The organism is Vibrio sp. QJM3NY_26, from assembly GCF_057786005.1.
In genome coordinates, this window is the sequence record NZ_CM173515.1 from 904,864 (window position 1) to 923,327 (window position 18,464).

15 protein-coding genes are annotated in these 18,464 nt (G+C 44.3%); 10 read left to right on the plus strand and 5 right to left on the minus strand.

Annotated features, from left to right (window positions below; all coding sequences use genetic code 11):
• Positions 1-97: 97 nt before the first annotated feature.
• From AC3CH4_RS04080 to AC3CH4_RS04115, 8 genes are all read left to right on the plus strand, one after another.
• Positions 98-838, plus strand: coding sequence for a heme ABC transporter permease (locus AC3CH4_RS04080; protein WP_054548164.1), 741 nt, complete (start codon positions 98-100; stop codon positions 836-838).
• 14 nt (positions 839-852) lie between these two features.
• On the plus strand, positions 853-1,059 hold the full coding sequence (gene ccmD, locus AC3CH4_RS04085) for a heme exporter protein CcmD (RefSeq protein WP_004736230.1): 207 nt from the start codon (positions 853-855) through the stop codon (positions 1,057-1,059).
• Positions 1,056-1,538, plus strand: a complete 483-nt coding sequence (gene ccmE / locus AC3CH4_RS04090; RefSeq protein WP_017076805.1) for a cytochrome c maturation protein CcmE — start codon at positions 1,056-1,058, stop codon at positions 1,536-1,538. Before ccmD ends, ccmE begins: the two co-directional genes overlap by 4 nt.
• Complete coding sequence (locus AC3CH4_RS04095; protein WP_017084525.1) at positions 1,535-3,505, plus strand: heme lyase CcmF/NrfE family subunit; 1,971 nt, start codon at positions 1,535-1,537, stop codon at positions 3,503-3,505. Before ccmE ends, AC3CH4_RS04095 begins: the two co-directional genes overlap by 4 nt.
• Before the next feature lie 5 nt (positions 3,506-3,510).
• Entirely contained in the window at positions 3,511-4,062 is a 552-nt protein-coding gene (locus AC3CH4_RS04100) for a DsbE family thiol:disulfide interchange protein (RefSeq protein ID WP_017076803.1), read from the plus strand.
• On the plus strand, positions 4,059-4,547 hold the full coding sequence (locus AC3CH4_RS04105) for a cytochrome c-type biogenesis protein (RefSeq protein ID WP_017084526.1): 489 nt from the start codon (positions 4,059-4,061) through the stop codon (positions 4,545-4,547). The genes AC3CH4_RS04100 and AC3CH4_RS04105 overlap by 4 nt, the downstream gene beginning before the upstream one ends.
• Positions 4,547-5,767, plus strand: a complete 1,221-nt coding sequence (ccmI, locus tag AC3CH4_RS04110; RefSeq protein ID WP_146456876.1) for a c-type cytochrome biogenesis protein CcmI — start codon at positions 4,547-4,549, stop codon at positions 5,765-5,767. The genes AC3CH4_RS04105 and ccmI overlap by 1 nt, the downstream gene beginning before the upstream one ends.
• A 119-nt stretch (positions 5,768-5,886) precedes the next feature.
• Positions 5,887-6,672 carry an MlaA family lipoprotein gene (locus AC3CH4_RS04115; protein ID WP_016790906.1) on the plus strand — a complete coding sequence of 262 codons (786 nt, stop codon included), beginning with the start codon at positions 5,887-5,889 and terminating at the stop codon, positions 6,670-6,672.
• A gap of 94 nt (positions 6,673-6,766) precedes the next feature.
• Here AC3CH4_RS04115 and AC3CH4_RS04120 read toward each other — a convergent pair whose 3' ends face one another.
• The 4 genes from AC3CH4_RS04120 to AC3CH4_RS04135 all read right to left on the minus strand — a co-directional run bounded on the left by AC3CH4_RS04120 (position 6,767) and on the right by AC3CH4_RS04135 (position 11,181).
• Positions 6,767-8,056 carry an outer membrane protein transport protein gene (locus AC3CH4_RS04120; RefSeq protein ID WP_473577017.1) on the minus strand — a complete coding sequence of 430 codons (1,290 nt, stop codon included), beginning with the start codon at positions 8,054-8,056 and terminating at the stop codon, positions 6,767-6,769.
• A 295-nt stretch (positions 8,057-8,351) separates the two neighbouring features.
• Positions 8,352-9,614 (minus strand): outer membrane protein transport protein, encoded by a 1,263-nt coding sequence (locus AC3CH4_RS04125; RefSeq protein WP_488543331.1) that lies wholly within the window; start codon positions 9,612-9,614, stop codon positions 8,352-8,354.
• A 297-nt stretch (positions 9,615-9,911) separates the two neighbouring features.
• Positions 9,912-10,640 carry a DUF3379 domain-containing protein gene (locus tag AC3CH4_RS04130; protein WP_488543332.1) on the minus strand — a complete coding sequence of 243 codons (729 nt, stop codon included), beginning with the start codon at positions 10,638-10,640 and terminating at the stop codon, positions 9,912-9,914.
• Positions 10,633-11,181 carry a sigma-70 family RNA polymerase sigma factor gene (locus AC3CH4_RS04135; RefSeq protein WP_029224857.1) on the minus strand — a complete coding sequence of 183 codons (549 nt, stop codon included), beginning with the start codon at positions 11,179-11,181 and terminating at the stop codon, positions 10,633-10,635. Before AC3CH4_RS04135 ends, AC3CH4_RS04130 begins: the two co-directional genes overlap by 8 nt.
• Positions 11,182-11,745: 564 nt before the next feature.
• Here AC3CH4_RS04135 and fadI point away from each other — a divergent pair.
• Positions 11,746-13,053: an acetyl-CoA C-acyltransferase FadI gene (gene fadI, locus AC3CH4_RS04140; protein ID WP_488543333.1), complete on the plus strand. Its 1,308-nt coding sequence runs from the start codon at positions 11,746-11,748 to the stop codon at positions 13,051-13,053.
• Entirely contained in the window at positions 13,053-15,269 is a 2,217-nt protein-coding gene (gene fadJ, locus AC3CH4_RS04145) for a fatty acid oxidation complex subunit alpha FadJ (protein WP_488543334.1), read from the plus strand. The genes fadI and fadJ overlap by 1 nt, the downstream gene beginning before the upstream one ends.
• A 320-nt stretch (positions 15,270-15,589) precedes the next feature.
• Here the strand turns inward: fadJ and AC3CH4_RS04150 are convergent, their stop codons facing one another.
• Positions 15,590-18,367, minus strand: coding sequence for an insulinase family protein (locus tag AC3CH4_RS04150; protein ID WP_488543335.1), 2,778 nt, complete (start codon positions 18,365-18,367; stop codon positions 15,590-15,592).
• Positions 18,368-18,464 lie beyond the last annotated feature (97 nt).

Sequence of the window (18,464 nt, forward strand, 5' to 3'; positions counted from 1 at the left end):
CTCATAGAGTCACTGAAAGAGACAGTAAGCCAAATAAATTATAATAATTATAGCTGTAATAGCTGTAAGCAATATGAAGTAAGAGTGAGATTACAACATGTGGAAATGGCTCCATCCCTATGCCAAAGCAGAAACCTCTTATCAGCTTGCTGGTAAACTTCTGCCATGGTTCTCTATCCTAGCGCTATTGTGTCTATCCGCCGGTACTGTGTGGGGGCTTGCATTTGCGCCTTCTGATTACCAACAGGGCGATAGCTTCCGTATCATCTATATCCATGTTCCGTCTGCAATTTGGTCGATGGGTGTATACATGTCGATGGCAATTGCGGCATTCATCGGCTTGGTATGGCAGGTGAGATTATCAGACATGGCGGCATTGGCTATGGCGCCTATTGGTGCTGTATTTACCTTCATAGCGCTGCTAACCGGTGCTGTTTGGGGTAAACCAATGTGGGGTGCTTGGTGGGTTTGGGATGCGCGTTTGACCTCAGAGCTGATTCTTCTATTCCTATACTTGGGTGTGATTGCACTACACCACGCGTTTGACGACCAAAAAACCGCAGCGAAAGCAGCAGGTATTTTGGCGATCGTTGGTGTCATCAACCTACCTATCATTCACTTTTCAGTAGAGTGGTGGAATACACTTCACCAAGGCGCGACGATTACTAAGTTCGATCAGCCTTCTATTTCAAGTGACATGCTATGGCCGCTTCTTCTCAACATCTTCGGCTTCGCCTTTTTCTTTGGTGCTGTGACTATGGTTCGTTTTAGAAACGAAATCATCAGTAAAGAAAGTCACCGTCCGTGGGTTCGTAAACTCGCGGCTGATAAAGCGTAGTAGGGTAGGTAATTATGTATTTTGAATCTCTGAGTGATTTCTTTGCCATGGGTGGCTACGCCTCATATGTATGGAGTGCATTTGGAATCACATTCCTCGCGATGATCATTTTACTGGTCTTAAGCGTTCGTCGTGGTAAGCAATTACTAAATGAAGTACAAGCTAAGATTGATCGTCAAGCTCGTATCGATGCAGCAAAAAATATGGAGAACACTCTATGAACCCAAGACGTAAAAAGAGGCTGGGCATTGTCTTAGCGATCTTTTTTGGTATCAGTGCAACTGTTGGATTAATGGTTTATGCGCTTAACCAGAACATGGATCTGTTCTACACGCCAACTGAGCTTGTTAACGGCAAAGACGGCAAGAAACCTGAAGTTGGCCAACGTCTGCGTATTGGTGGCATGGTTGTAGTCGGTTCTGTAAGCCGTGACAACGAATCACTACGTGTAAGCTTTGACTTGAAAGATGTTGGTCCTAAAGTAACGATTTTATACGATGGCATTCTTCCTGATCTTTTCCGTGAAGGGCAAGGTATTGTTGCTCAAGGCGTTCTGAAAGATGCGACAACAATTGAAGCTTTCGAAGTCTTAGCGAAACACGATGAAGAGTACATGCCTTCTGAAGTTGCTGAAGCAATGAAGAAAACCCATGAGCCAATGCAGTACTCGACAGAACAAAAAGAAGGAAGTGCTCAATGATAGCCGAGATCGGCCACTTTGCCATGATCCTGTCCTTAGGGCTGGGATTGCTATTGAGTGTGCTCCCGCTGTATGGGGCAGCTCGAAATAACACATTATTAATGAATAGTGCACGACCGCTATCATGGGGTATGTTCGGATTCCTAGCGATTTCGTTTTTTATCTTGTGCTACGCGTTCTACACCAATGATTTTACGGTTCAATACGTAGCAAGTAACTCGAATAGCCAACTTCCTTGGTACTACCGAATCACAGCGGTTTGGGGTGCTCATGAAGGTTCATTACTGCTTTGGGTTCTTATCCAAGCGGGTTGGACGGTTGCAGTAGCGACGTTTAGCCGTGGTATGCCTCAAGAGTCAGTGGCTCGCGTACTGGCTATCATGGGTTTGATTACTGTCGGCTTCTTGCTGTTCATTATCGTAACGTCTAACCCGTTCTTACGTACACTGCCTTACTTTCCTGTCGATGGCCGTGACTTGAATCCATTACTGCAAGACCCGGGTTTGATTATTCACCCGCCTATGCTTTACATGGGTTATGTAGGTTTCTCGGTTGCGTTCTCTTTCGCTATTGCTTCTCTAATGAGCGGGCGTCTAGATACGGCTTGGGCTCGTTGGTCTCGTCCTTGGACAATCGCGGCATGGTTATTCCTAACGGTAGGTATCGCACTTGGTTCATGGTGGGCTTACTACGAACTTGGCTGGGGTGGCTGGTGGTTCTGGGATCCAGTAGAAAACGCTTCATTCATGCCTTGGTTGGCTGGTACCGCGCTGATGCACTCGCTTGCGGTAACAGAAAAGCGTGGCACATTTAAAGCCTGGACAGTATTGCTGGCTATCTCTGCATTCTCTTTAAGCTTACTAGGTACATTCTTAGTTCGTTCGGGCATCTTGGTATCGGTTCACGCATTCGCGTCAGATCCTGCTCGTGGTATGTTTATTCTAGGTTTCCTAGTGTTCGTTATCGGTGGTTCACTGCTGTTGTTTGCTGTTAAAGGCGCATCGGTTCGTGTCCGTGGTAACTTTGATTTGGTTTCTCGTGAAAACGCACTACTCGGCAACAATATCTTATTGATTGCTGCGTTAGTGGTTGTGTTAGTGGGTACGTTGCTACCACTTGTTCATAAGCAATTAGGGCTGGGCTCGGTTTCAATCGGTGCACCATTCTTTGATATGTTGTTCTTCTGGTTAATGATCCCGTTCTCGTTCCTATTGGGTATCGGTCCACTGATCCGTTGGAAACGTGACAACCTGTCTAAGCTTATTAAGCCAATGTTAGTTTCGGGTATCTTCTCGTTAGGTTTAAGTGCGCTAATGGTGACCATGCTAGCTGATCGCTTTAGTGGTACTGCTTTTGCTGGTTGGGTGATGGCGTTCTGGATCTTCTTCATGCACGGCTTTGAGCTGCATGAGCGTGCAACACACCGTCATACCTTCATGAAAGGCCTAACTAAGCTGCCTCGTAGCCATTGGGCAATGATCTGTGGTCACATGGGTTTAGCCGTAACAGTGATCGGTATCGCGATGGTGCAAAACTACAGCATCGAACGTGATGTGCGTTTAGCGCCAGGCGAAAGCTACCAACTTGAAGAATACAGCTTCCTGTTTACAGGGGTTCGTGACAAAGATGGCCCTAACTATGATGGTTACATTGCTGACTTTGAAATTACCAAAGAAGGCAAATACATCAACACGCTTCACGCTGAAAAACGTTTCTACACCACAGCTAAGTCTATGATGACTGAAGCTGCGATTGATCGTGGCGTAACGCGCGATCTTTATATCGCAATGGGTGAACGTTTAGACGACAACAAATCTTGGGCTGTACGTATTTACTACAAACCATTTGTACGTTGGATCTGGGCGGGTTCTTTGATCATGTCGATTGGTGGTGTGATTGCTATCAGTGACCGTCGTTACCGTTTCCGTAAGCCAACGAAAAAGTCGGCTCAAGAGCAGGAGGCTTAATTCGAATGAACAAGAAGATTTTATTCATTCCATTGATTGCGTTCATGGTTCTAGCTGGAATCTTTGCAACTCAATTGATGCGTAACCAGTCGGGTGATGACCCGACTAAACTTGAATCCGTATTGATTGGTAAGCAGGTTCCTGAGTTTGGCCTAGAGGATTTGGAACAGCCGGGTAAGTTTCATGATCAAGCTATCTTTAAAGGTGAGCCTCTGCTTCTTAATGTGTGGGCGACTTGGTGTCCTACTTGTTATGCAGAGCACTCTTACCTGAATAAGTTAGCGGATCAAGGCGTTAAGATCATTGGTCTTAACTACAAAGATGATCGCAATAAAGCGGTTGGTTGGTTAAAAGAACTGGGCAACCCGTACTTAATCAGCTTGTTCGATGGCAACGGTATGTTAGGTCTTGACCTTGGCGTATATGGCGCTCCTGAAACCTTCCTCATTGATGCCAGCGGCGTGGTTCGTTACCGCCATGTTGGTGACGTGAACCCGACTAACTGGGCATCGACGCTTCAGCCGATGTACCAAGAGTTATTGGAGGAGGCGAAATGATTAAACAAACACTTGTAGCAATGTTCGCCACGTTCGCTATCTCTGCGTCGGTAACGGCGGCGCCTATCGAATTTCATGAGTTTGATACGGTCGATCAAGAGCAGCAATTTAAAGATTTGAGCAATACGCTTCGTTGCCCAAAATGTCAGAACAATACGATTGGTGATTCGAACGCGGAACTTGCGGTCGACTTGCGTCAAAAAGTGTATGAGATGACAAAAGATGGCAAGTCTGAGCAAGAAATTATTGATTACATGATTGCTCGTTACGGTAACTTTGTAACGTACAACCCGCCACTGACCTTGGCGACATCGATCCTATGGGTTGGTCCGTTTTCGGTTGTTGTATTAGGTTTTGGTTTGATTGTTTTACGAAGCAGAAAGTCAAAATCAAAAGCAGTAGAGTCCAATAAAGACTGGGATGCAGACAAAGAAGCACGTTTAAAAGCGTTACTCGACGAAGAGAACGACGGAGATAAACAGTAATGACTCTATTTTGGATTTCTACAATTGTCCTTTCGCTAGCAGCGATTTTAATGATTGTTCTGCCTTTTTTGAACAAGAAGGAAAACAACGATGAAGTGCTTCGTGATGAGTTGAATAAAGCCTTCTATAAAGATCGCTTAGTTGAATTAGAAGTAGAAGCTGAAGAAGGCCTTGTTGATAACCAGCAAGAACTGATCGCTGACTTAAAACAGTCGCTACTTGATGACGTTCCAACGCAAGAAAAAATCAAGAGAACACAGATATCTACGCTGGGTGTCGTTGTACCGTCAGTGATTCTGGTTCTGGTTGTGACTTATGGTATGTACTTCCAGTTTGGTGCATTAGATAAGGTTCAACACTGGCAAGAAGTGAGTTCGAACCTTCCTGAGTTGTCTAAAAAGTTAATGTCATCAGAAGGTGGAACGCTTACCGATGATGAACTTGAAGATTTAACTCTAGCGCTTCGTACTCGTCTTCACTATCAACCAAAAGATTCAACGGGTTGGTTATTGCTTGGCCGTATTGCATTAGCAAACCGTGACGCTGAAACAGCGAAAGATTCTATGGAAAGAGCTTACAAACTTGAGCCTAAGAATGAAGATGTTCAGCTAGGTTTTGCTCAAGCACTGATGCTTTCACCTGATGAAGCCGATCAAAACCAAGCGCGTTTGATTTTGAGCCGTTTGATCCAAAACGATTATGTCGACCTTCGAGTGTTCTCACTGCTAGCGTTTGATTCTTTTGAACGTCAAGATTACCCGGGTGCAGTGAAGTATTGGAGCATCATGCAACAGATGATTGGTCCACAAGACAGTCGCTACGAGATGTTGTCACGCAGTATTGAAAGTGCTCAGAAGAAAATGGGCGACACTATGGGTGTTGACCAAGGTAAGAGTGTTGCAGTAACGCTTGAGTTGTCTGGCGATGTGAATGCCGATCCTAAGTCTGTGTTGGTTGTTTCGGTACATAGAGCTGATGGTTCGCCAATGCCGGTCGCTGCAGCCCGTTACCCATTGGGTTCTTTCCCACGTACTGTTGTTCTCGATGATGGTAACAGCATGATGGAAGGTTCAAAGTTGTCTAGCCTTGAAACTCTGATGGTTAGAGCCAGGCTTGATACAGATGGTAACGTTTCAACTCGCGATGGTGATTGGTACGGTGAAAGTGAAGTGGTTGAACTGGGTGCTCCAGTGACCATTAATATCAATAAGCAATATTAATCATCATTTTGCATAGGTGTTAGCTATTCCGATTTTGCAACAAACGGTATAGACTTACGCAAAACAATTGAGGCCAGCGATTGCTGGCCTTTTTTATTATTCCTTATGGAAAAGGTGATATGTCTGTCAGTGTTTTAAGACTCTCGAGTTTACTTTTTATCGCAAGCTTAACGGTGGGCTGTTCTAGCGCGCCAGATGAAAGCACGAACGATAATAATCTCGAAACCTCTGAATACGTCGAAGAGTCCCACCCGAATGACCCTTTCGAAGGGTTCAACCGAGCGATGTGGGATATCAACTACGAATATCTTGATCCTTATTTAGTTCGTCCTGTTTCACTCGCTTATGTTGGCTATACCCCTGTTCCAGTTCGCTCTGGTATCTCAAATTTTTTAGCCAACTTAGACGAACCTGCGAGCATGGTGAACAACATATTCATGGGTAATGGCGAGAAAGCACTCGACCATTTCAACCGTTTTTGGATTAACTCAACCTTTGGTCTGTTGGGCCTAATTGATATTGCCAGTGAAGCGGGTATCACCAAATATGACGACAAGTCGTTTTCTGATGCGATTGGTCATTATGGAGTAGGGAATGGGCCGTACTTTATGGTGCCGGGTTATGGTCCTATTACGACTCGTGAAGTGACGGAGCAAGTGGATAGTCTGTATGTACCTTTGTCATTAATTAGCTTCTGGGCGAGCCTCGGAAAGTGGGCGTTCGAAGGCATGGAAACTCGTGCTCAGTTAGTTTCTCAAGAAGCTCTGTTGGATGACTCGCCAGATCCATATGCTCTGACTCGTGAAGTTTACATTCAGCGTCGTGATTTTAAAGCCGAAATCGAACCGGAAGAAGTCGATCTTGAAGAAGAAGATTTCATTGACGGATACCTAGAAGATTACTAGATATAAGGTTTTGAATATCAGATAAAAGAAAGGCTCGATGTTGATAAGAACATTGAGCCTTTTTAATGTTTATTACTTTGATTCAGTAAATAGATTAGAAGCGGTAGTTAGCTTGGATACCCACTAACCAGATGCTACCTGTCACTTCACCTTCGAAAGTGCCGCCAAACGGTGCTGAACTTGCATCGTCTTCAAGCATTTTTGCATCTTTCGCTAGAATGTAAGTGAAACCTGCGTCTAGAGTTAATTGATCAGACCATTGGTAGCCAGCACCAATACTTAACCAAGTACGGTCTGTTTCTGGAATCGTCGCTGTACGGTGTTCTTCGCTTACAGCTGAAGTATCGTAGGCAATACCAGAGCGTAACGCTAGCTTAGGTGTCATTTGGTAAGTTGTACCAATCGCAAAGCGGTAGTTGTCTTCCCAATTTTCTTCTTTTATATCTTGCGAACTAGCAGGTCCAAACTCAGGGATATCGGCAACTAACTCTTTAAAGCTGCTCCAATTCGTCCAGTTTACACTCGCATGTATTGCAACTTTCTCAGTTAATTGATGAAAGCTCGCTAGTTCGGCAGTAGCCGGCAATGCTAGTTGCATTGAACCATTGTATTGAGACTTAACCGGAGTACCTATAGCGCCGGCTACGGCATCAAAACCTACACCTTTTGCGTGGCCTTCAAGTGTAAGGTCAACTTCTGATTTGTAGGTAAAACCAAGGCGGTTGTTTTCATTGATTTGCCACGCAGTGCCTACTTGCCAACCCCATGCAGTGTCATCACCTTCCATGTATTTCAGAGTTGTACCTACAGGTAAAGTTGCAGCGGCAGTAGCACCAAAGCTGCCTTCAGCTATTACATAACGAATACCACCACCAATAGATACGCTTTCTAGTACTTGGTATGCTGCGTTTAGGTTTAGCTCCATTGTGGTAACACTTGCTTCGTTACCGTGGTTCGCACCACCGAAGTCTGTGCCTAGGTCTGTTTCCATACCGTAGTTGGTACCAGCTGCAAAACCTAATGCAAACTTATCATTGTATTTATGAGAAACATAAAAGTTTGGAATCACTGCACTATGAGCGAAATCGCTAGAATTTGAAGGTGTAGATGTGCTACCTGATGTTGAAGTACCGTCGATATCAATATTTGGATCAACATAGATAGCGCCAACAGAAACCTGTGTGCCTTCTAGATAAGTAAGAAGGGCTGGGTTGCGCCATTGTGAACCAGCATTGTCTGCGATTGCAGCTTCACCAGCGTAAGCACGGCCAAGACCTGTTGCTGAGTATTCTGCTAGTTGAAAACCGGCCGCGTGAGTTACGGTAGAAGTCGATAGTAGTCCAACTGCCACTGCAGCAGATAGAAGAGTCTTATTCATTTTCATTATTATGTTCGCTGAATCATAAGTATTTAGTGTCGTGATTCTACGTTTAGAGTTATTACTTTAAAAATGAAATTCGAATAAAACAGTGTTTTAGGGATTAAATGAGTAAATGTGTTTAATTATTAGAGAAATAATCTAAATGTTTCGGCTGTGTTGCGAAGTTTGAGCGTACACTTGTAGGCATATTTTGCCTCTGCAGGCTACAGTTGTAAGCTTAAATTGATGTTGGTCAGTGGGTTATGCAATAAAAAAGGGTCGCATAATGCGACCCTTTGGGATTACTCATTAGCTTATATTAGAAGCTGCGGCTGTATTGCAGACCCATCAGAATTGCATCAGCACGAGTTGTTGCTGAAATTGACGAAACAACAGAAGTTGATTCATTAACTTTAACATCATCACCCATCAGGTATGTGAAACCAAAGTCTACGTTTGATGCTTCGTTGATGTGGTATGTGAAGCCAGCTGAGAACCATTGGCGATCTGAATCTGGTACCGAAACTGAAGTTACTTCATCTTGTGCACTCGTGTCATACATGTAGCCCGCACGAAGTGTCCAATCACGATTCATGTAATATGTACCACCTAGAGAGTAGTGCATACCATTCTGCCATTCGTAATTATTTAGAACACCTGCTTTTTCAGCTTCTAGCTTGTCAAATGAGCTCCAGCCAATCCATTGCACTGAGTAATGAACTGCGAATTTCGTATCTTCAATTTTATGGAAACCAGAGAACTCAACGATATCAGGTAGAGGCATATAAAGAGTATCGTCTTTATATTCAGTTCCTTGGTAGCTAATATCGCCTTCAGCTTCAAGTTTTGGCGAGTAGTGATAAGCCAAACCAAAACGGTTGTTTTCATTTAATTCAAAAACAGTACCAAGATTGAAGCCTACTGCCCAACCATCAGCTTCAGCATCTAGAACAGTTTGTCCTGCTTGTGGTAAGCCTGGAAGTGCAGGAGTATTAACCTCTGAACTCATTGTTCGTTTCAGTTCACCTTTACCGTAAATAAGGTCAAGTCCAGCACCAAAGCTCCATTGGTCGTTTAAGCGGTACGAACCAGCCAGACCAAAGTTAACACTTTTTACATCTGTAAGGCCGCCGTATTCTCCACCAACATAGCTATCGCTGAACTCAGTTTTTGTACCGAAGTTTGAGTAAGCATTGAAGCCTACAGCAAATTTTTCATTTATCGGTACGATAAGGTGAATGTTTGGTGCGATAGAAGTATCACCAGCATCGTCATAGTCAGCATTACTCGAATTGCCGCCCATGAAGCCTTTGTAAGTTGCATCTTTCACTTCAATCATTGAAGTGATGCTTTCAAAACCAAGAGATAACTCAGTTTTATCAAACAGTGCCATTGCTGCAGCGTTACGTGCCATTACTGATGCGTTATCTGCGATTACTGCATCACCAGCGAAAGCACGGCCGATGCCGGTTGCTGATTGTGCGTTAAGTTGGAAACCTGCTGCCATCGCTTGCGAAGACGCCAGTGTAATGGTTACTGCTAAAAGAGACTTTTTAAACAGACGCGTGTTGTTGGTAGTCATTCATTTATTCCTTTATATATCCGCCTCTACAGGGCGATTAATTTGAGCAATTGCTCAATGGTGGCTGATCCTATTCGCAAGTATACGATATACATATCCGACCATTGGAAATTTTGAGGGTAAAATTATGGAAATGACGCCTATCTGGCACGAAAATGGTGTGAAATGCTGTTTTTTAGAGTTTTAACTCTAGAGGTGTTGATGTGGTGAATGATTTTGCGGTTTATTGATAAATAAAGCCCAGCAATATCAGTGATATACTTGCTGGGCCTTTTGTGACGGGGCTTTGAGAGCGAATTAGCTCATCGGTTTAATCATTTTGGTTAGCTTTTCGGCGATTTTAGAGACATCCTCGCCATCTTCGCCGACAAGGATCAAACTGCTGCCATCGATCGGTGTTACTGAGCCTGACATGCCTTTTTCATCAAAGTCGATAGACTTGTCAGTCGGAATTCCAGTTAAAAACAGAGTGACCTTGCCTTTTTCGCCTTGAAAAACCATGTGCATTGCGTTGGACTTACCAAAACCGCAATGGTTTAGGTAATACACATGATAAGGGAAGGCTTCATCAAACTGGTAAGCAAATGGATTCATTTTTGCGTTGATCTGTTGTGATGTAACTTGTTCGTCGATTGAACTAACAAAACTTTTCTCATCAACAACATGTTTCATCGCGGTATCGACCAAACTTGCTTGAGCTGGAGCAACCAGTGCGTTTCCCCAATTAACCTGTCCGACCAATAAGCCTGCAACGAACGCAACTGAAGCGGCCATCGCCATTGCTCGTCGAGCAAACGTAGGTCTTACGACTTTACTTTCTTCGCTCGATGTTTGATTGAACAGAATGCGATCAGCAAGATCGTCTGGCACATCAACATTCATTGCTGAATGGATCTGCTTATCAAGCGATAGTACATCGTCTAAGAAGTGACTATTGGCTTCGCTGTTTGCTGCTGCATCAATAATATCTTGTGTACGTTGCTTAGGTTCCGACAATACACTACGACGAAATTCCAAATCATCCATTATGTTGCCCCCTCTCTGCCTCTTCTGTATCCAGCATCTCTTTCAACTGATTTCGAGCTCTGAATAAACGTGTCATTACTGTGTTTTTGTTGAGATTGAGAATATCGGCAATCTCTTCACCACTAAATCCACCAATCACTTGTAGGAAGAGCGGTTCACGGTAATCGACTTCAAGCTTCATGATCTGAGCTTGCAACCACAAATGTTGATGGTGCGGGTCATCACTGACACTAGCATCATTACCATGATCGTCGATATCAACTAGATCAAACTGTTTGCGTTCAAAGCGACGTGCGTTCTCGCGCCTCAAGATAGTAATAAGCCAAGACTTAGCGGCTTTTTCATCTTGAAGGCTATCTAATGACTTCCATGCACGAAGGCAAGTTTCTTGCACTAAGTCTTCGGCAATGGTTTTGTCTTTGCATAACCAATAAGCGTAGCGAAAGAGGTCACGATGATAAGCACGCACGAGTGCTTCGTATTTTCTTTGTTTGTCCATATCAGAGTTGACCGGACGCTTGGCAGTTTTCTTTCCAAACATTTTTATTATCGACACACGAGCCTCCATAATTGCTCTGTGTATAGCTGTCTTCTATACGTTGTGCTTTGTTTTTATATTGTGTTTCGTTTTTAGAGCTACCGATTTGCAGGAAATCGTAAAATCACAATGAAAATTGATCTACTTCAAAATCTAAGGCTTCGAACAAGCTATAGTACACCTTGTCGTCTAGTTAGTCATTCGTGGCTAGCATGTTGAGCAAGACGACACTTCCTTTTGAAGGCTGACTTTACTTTCTCCTAATCAGGAAACTGATTATTTCAATTGGCGTTAAGTTAATTGCTTTATATACATTCCGACCACACAGCTTTGTGTGGTTTTTTTTTGCCTCAAGAAAACAATCTTCACACACTGCAATAACAGCGCCTACTCATAATAGTTTAGTCTCTTAGGACAACCTTTCCCCCCAAAAGGTTCGCCTGAATGCGCAGTTATATTTTCAAACAGTGAGATACTCGTATCACGTTTATTTAAACGCTCGTTTGATTTTATTAACAACTTCTTTACAATGCTTCAGGTCAGACCTCTTAACTTTAAGGAGAAACCATGGGCAAACAGGAAGTCAAAACCCGTTCTGGAGAACGTGTTGCCGTTGTCGCTGGATTACGAACCCCATTCGCTCGTCAGAGTACAGAATTTAGTCAAGTGCCTGCGGTTGACCTAGGCAAAATGGTCGTGAGTGAAATGCTTGCGCGAACAGATATCGATCCTGCGCTTATTGAACAAGTCGTGTTCGGTCAAGTAGTACAGATGCCAGAAGCGCCAAACATTGCACGTGAAATTGTGCTTGGTACTGGTATGGATATTAATACCGATGCGTACAGCGTGACACGAGCTTGTGCAACTAGCTTTCAAGCCGCGGTTAACGTGGCCGAGAGTATTATGGCTGGCACGATTGATGTTGGTATTGCTGGTGGGGCGGATTCTTCTTCTGTATTGCCTATCGGTGTTTCCAAAAAATTGGCTGCAAATTTATTGGCATTGAGTAAAACGAAAACGTTGGGCCAAAAGCTCAAGATATTAAAAACGTTATCCGTTAAAGATCTTATGCCTGTGCCACCTGCTGTTGCTGAATATTCTACAGGCCTTTCAATGGGTCAAACCGCAGAGCAGATGGCAAAAACTCATGGTATCACTCGTCTGGAACAAGATGCGCTTGCTCATCGATCTCATTCTCTGGCTTCTCAAGCATGGAAAGACGGGAAAATCAAAGATGAAGTGATGACGGCATTCCCGGCACCTTATAAAAAGTATCTAGCGGAAGACAACAATATTCGCCACGACTCAACGGTTGAAGGCTACGCTAAATTACGTCCAGCATTTGATAGAAAATACGGCAGTGTAACGGCAGCCAATGCCACGCCTCTTACCGATGGCGGCGCTGCGGTGATGTTGATGCGCGAAGGTAAAGCTAAAGAGCTAGGCTTAGAAGTGCTTGGCTATATTCGTGGCTATGCATTCTCAGCGATTGGTGTTGAAACGGATATGTTGATGGGGCCAACCTACGCGACCTCACAAGTGTTGAAGAACACAGGTCTAGAGTTGTCAGACCTAACTCTAATCGAGATGCACGAAGCATTCGCAGCCCAAGTTCTAGCGAACGTCAAAATGTTTGCAAGTGACGAGTTTGCTCAGAAGAATCTTGGCCGTGACAAAGCGATCGGTGAGATTGATATGGAGAAATTCAACGTGCTGGGTAGCTCAATTGCTTACGGACACCCGTTTGCTGCGACTGGCGCGCGTATGATGACTCAAACACTGCGTGAACTGAAACGTCGCGGTGGCGGCTTGGCACTGAACACAGCTTGTGCGGCTGGTGGTTTAGGTGCAGCAATGATCTTGGAGGTAGAATAATGTCTACGACTCTTGATGCAACAACAGAAAAAGAAACCGTCGCTCAACCAGATTCAACGTCGGCGACTGAATCAACCAAAAAGAAAGCGACAGCATTTACTCTTAATATCGATGAGCAAGATATTGCTTGGTTAGCGATTGATGTGCCAAACGAAAAAATGAACACGCTGCAGGCCGCTTTTGCTGAAGAAATGAAAGCAATCTTCGAGCAGTTGAAGGAAAAGCAAAGCCGCGTAAAAGGCTTGATCGTTCACTCACTGAAACCAGATAACTTTATCGCTGGTGCTGATGTGCGAATGCTTGATGCGTGTAAAACCGCTGACGAAGCACAATCTTTGGCTCGCCAAGGGCAGGAGATGTTCCAAACATTGTCTGATTTGCCTTATCCAGTCGTAGCTGCGATCCATGGCCCTTGTTTAGGTGGTGGTTTAGAGCTAGCTCTTGCCTGTGATTATCGCGTATGTACCGACTCAGACAAGACTCGCCTTGGTTTGCCAGAAGTTCAATTAGGTTTGTTGCCTGGCTCTGGTGGTACACAGCGTTTACCTCGCCTTATCGGTTTGCTGCCTTCTCTTGACCTTATTCTTACGGGTAAACAACTGCGTGCTAAGAAAGCGAAATCGCTCGGTGTAGTCGATGCTTGTGTGCCAGAAACTATCTTGCTTGAAGTCGCTAAGAGCTTTGTTGAAAAGAACTCAGGCGGAAAAAAAGGCAAGCGTCTAGCGTCTCAAAATCAGGCTTCAACTAAAGAAAAGCTGATTTCACGTAATGGCCTTGGTCGTAAAGTGATTTTCGAACAAGCTTCTAAGAAAACTAATCAGAAAACACGCGGCAATTACCCAGCAGCAGATGCAATTCTAGATGTAATTCGCTATGGCCTAGAGAATGGTTTTGATAAAGGCCTTCAGTATGAAGCGAAGCGTTTCTCTGAACTGGTGATGACCGCAGAATCTAAAGCCCTCCGCTCTATTTTCTTCGCAACCACTGAAATGAAAAAAGAACACGGTGCAGACGCAGAACCTAAAGCCGTTAAGCGTGTTGGTGTATTGGGTGGCGGTCTAATGGGGGCGGGTATTAGCCATGTTAGCGTTGCTAAAGCTAAAGTACCGGTTCGTATCAAAGACGTATCCAATGAAGGTGTTCTGAACGCACTTAACTACAACTTTAAGTTGTTCGACAAGCAGCGTAAACGTCGCATTTTGAGTAAAGCTGAACTTGAAAGCAAAATGCTGCAGCTTTCTGGTGGTATCGACTTTACGAGCTTTAATCACACCGATGTCGTGATTGAAGCAGTATTTGAAGACCTCGATCTTAAGCAATCGATGATTGCCGACATTGAGGCGAATGCGAAACCTGAGACTATTTTTGCGACCAACACTTCTTCATTGCCAATCCACAAGATTGCAGAGAAGGCACAGCGACCAGAAAACGTTGTCGGTCTTCACTACTTCAGTCCTGCAGATAAAATGCCATTGGTTGAAGTTATTCCTCATGAAACAACGTCAGAAGAGACGATTTCGACAGTTGTTGCATTAGCGAAGAAGCAAGGCAAAACGCCAATTGTTGTTAAAGACACGGCGGGTTTCTACGTGAACCGTATTCTTGCTCCGTACATGAATGAAGCCGCGCACTTATTATTGGCAAATGAGCCGATTGAAAAACTCGATAGCACGTTATTGGACTTCGGTTTCCCGGTTGGTCCTATCACCTTATTAGATGAGGTGGGTGTCGATATCGGTGCGAAGATTATTCCAATTTTAGTGAATGAGCTTGGCGATCGTTTCCAAGGCCCTGATGTGTTCGATATTCTTTTGAATGACAACCGTAAAGGCCGTAAGAGTGGCAAAGGTTTCTACACCTATAAGGGTAAGAAAAAGGAAGTCGATAAGTCAGTTTACAAGCTGCTTAAGCTGCAACCTGATCCTAAGTTGAGCGATAACGATATCGCGATGCGCTGTGTGTTACCTATGCTAAACGAAGCGGTTCGTTGTTTGGATGACGGTATTATCCGCAGCCCACGTGATGGCGATATTGGTGCTATTTTCGGTATCGGTTTCCCTCCATTCTTAGGAGGTCCGTTCCGATACATGGATCAAATTGGTATTAAGTCATTGGTCGAAATGATGAACGACTTCGCTAAGAAGTACGGTGATCGTTTTGCGCCATGCGATGGCCTACTGACACGTGCTGGTTTGGATGAGTCTTTTTATAAGTAACGCTCTCTACAAGTAACGTTCTAGCACATTGATTATCAAGCCCGTATCAAGCAATTGATGCGGTTTTTTTTTATTTTTTTGAGTGTGCGAAAGGAAGGAGATTCCCGACTCAGTCGTTCCTCCCTCTTGGGAATGACGAAAGAGAGTTGAAAGTAAGCGATTAGTGTTAATAGTGGGATTGCGGCTAATGCATTGCAATCGAAACTACCGTCATCTCCTAAAGCGACGAAGGAGCGTAATAGGAGATCTGATTTTGTGCTTCATCCAAGAAAAAAGGTTGATGCTTTCACATCAACCTTATGATTTTCATTCCAGTTTTATCAGCCAAGCTCACAGTCTTTAGGGCGTAACTGAAATTCATCAATTGAGCCAATCTCCACACCTGCCGACAACTTCTCTTCCTCATTATGAGCATTGCCGTGTGCATGCATAATCAGGCGATTTGCCGTACGAGGTTTAAGCTGGCTGACCACAAAACGCATCATGTCTGAGCGTGTTAGACCTTTGAGGTCTTCCAAGACATGTTCTCTCTGATTGAATTCCAAGTCCTTATTGCCTATCGCAACCCATAAACGTTGAGCGCGACCGCGCAAGGTGGTATCTGGCGTTGAAATCTGATTCCAGAGCCCGCGTTTACTGCTGTGCCATTGATAGTCGTTAAGCTCCAGCAGCACCATGTAAAAGGCATTGAGGAACTCATCTATAGAGGCTAATAAGTCTGCCGGGGCAGCATTCGGTGATTGCACATACAACACAATACCTGGGTGTCGGTTCAACGGCATATTGCCAGTGCCGACCATATAGCCTAGCTGCTGCTTGGTACGAATCTCATGGAAGAAGGTAGCTGACATCAAATGGTTCGCCAATGAATACAGCGCAATATTTTTAGGTGAAATATCAGCACATTGGTAGTAAACCACGATGGCTGAATCATCTTGATTACATACGACTTCGCGTTGGAAGCTACCATTTTCACCCAACATGATTAATGGGCGTAGTGACTCTTCGTAAGCTTGGTCTTGAACACGTAATGCATCTTTTAGCGTTTCAGCCATCTTGTGTGCATCGGCTTTTTTCCAATCACCATACACAAACATTTCGACATGCAATTCTGCCAAGATAGCTTGAACAAAAGAAGAGAGTTCATCGACCTCAATCGTTTCCAATGCTTCAATTAATACGGAATAAGGCGGGTTATTTGGCTGAAGTATGCCGGTCATCGCATTAAACAGTTGCGAAATAGGACGATCTTGCGACGCATTATTCCAGTTTCTGAGCAATTGATGCTTAATAGTTTCAAAGCGTGTTGGACTAAAGTCGCGTGCTTGGAAGCGCTCAAGGATCATATTGAGCAGCTGTGGTTGCTTTTCGCTGAATCCCGAAAGCGTGAGTGTTACACCGCCCTGATGGGTATACATGTTGTAGCCCATACCCGCAATCTCAGCCTGATACGTATCTTTTTCAAGCGAGTCCAAGAACATCTCTACACACAAGCGTGTTTTAACGATGTTTCTCGGGGTGGCGACTGAGTGTGGGCTGTCGATAGCGATATACACCACACCTTTAGGTACTCGAAATTGATGGTCTTGGAGGTGCCATAACTTAAAGCCATCCAGTTCTTCTAATAGTTGTGGGTGCTTAGCATCACCTTCGAGTTCAGCAGGGTCTAAGTCGTAGCAAATAAATGGGTTTTTACTTGGCAGCTCAAACATCCAGCCGGGGTTGATGCACGTAAAGCACTGGGTCTGCTCTGGGCTAAAAGGTGTGACGGAGTAGGGCGTAAAGTACCACTTCGCTTCTCTATCATACTCGAAGCCTTGAGCTACGATGGTGACCCGCATGTTGTCGACAGATAAGTAGGGAAGCAAAGAGCGTTGTAATTCTTCGTCAAAGTGCGACATCTTATAATCGCCATACACTACGTCCTGCTCTTGATAGTGCTGCATGTTGATAACAAGATGACTGACGACATCGAGCGGTCTGGAGGGCTCTTGAAAGCGGAAAGCGGACTCTAAAACGGCGCGCTTTTCAAGATAACGCCACTCTTCGATGCCTTGTTGTTCAATGAGTTTGATGTACTGAAATATTGCTTGAACGACGTTATCGGTTTTGGTTAAGCCTTCGATGGTCATTGAGCAACTGATCGTGAAATCACGATAGTTACTGCCACTTGCGCCGCCACCTGCCGAGAGGGAAGTAATCCAACCTTTCTCTTTCAGCTGCATCATCAAACTGCCTTCGCCTTCGTAACCGATAAGGTGTGCAAAGAATGATAATGGCTTAATCCCATAGTGCTCGTCCATGCTTGGCATTGGGAAGGTTAAGATAAGTTTGCGCACTTCTTTTATCGGCTCAACGCGAACTTGAACGCCCGTGCTTAACTCGCCAATAATCGGTACTTTAACCTTTTTACCTTGTAGTTTGTGATTGGTAATCGAGCTAAAACGCTCCTCAACCCAACTTTGCATCTCATCTAATGATTGATTGCCAGACAGTGTCAGCGTCATTAGATCGGCTGAATATTGTTGCTGGTGGAAAACCAAGATCTCTTGTCGAATCGTTTCACCGTTTCTGTCACCCAACGTCTCGATATTACCGACAGAAAACTTCGAGAATGGATGATTGTTATTAACCAGTTCTTTGGTAACTTGATATAAGCGTCGCGAGTCGTCGTTGAGTTTCATTTTGTATTCTGAATCAACGGCTTGGCGTTCTTTGTCTAGTGCTTCTTCGTTAAAAAGTGGTGCTGTGAAAAATTGGCTGAAGCGATCGAGTGCGGTTTCAAAGGCATTCAATTCAACGTCAAAAAAGAAGCAGGTGTGTTCGGTTCCGGTCCAAGCATTGTTGCTACCGCCATGTTGGCTGATAAAACTTTGGAACTCTCCGACCTTTGGATACTTTTCAGTTCCTAAAAATAGCATATGCTCTAAGTAGTGCGCTAAACCCTCTCGGTCGGTAGGGTCATCAAAATGCCCGACATTAACGGCGAGTGCGGCTGCAGCTTTTTGAGCGTTCTGATCGTGAACTAACAGTACTCGCAATCCGTTATCCAAGGTTACGTAACGGTATTGATGTTCATCATTAGGGCTTAAATGCACAGAAGCATCTCCAGAGAAGGTGGTTTTTAAATTATGTACGCGATGATTTGAGGTGCAAACCTTGCGATCACATTTTGGGATATGAAGAGCTTTTTGG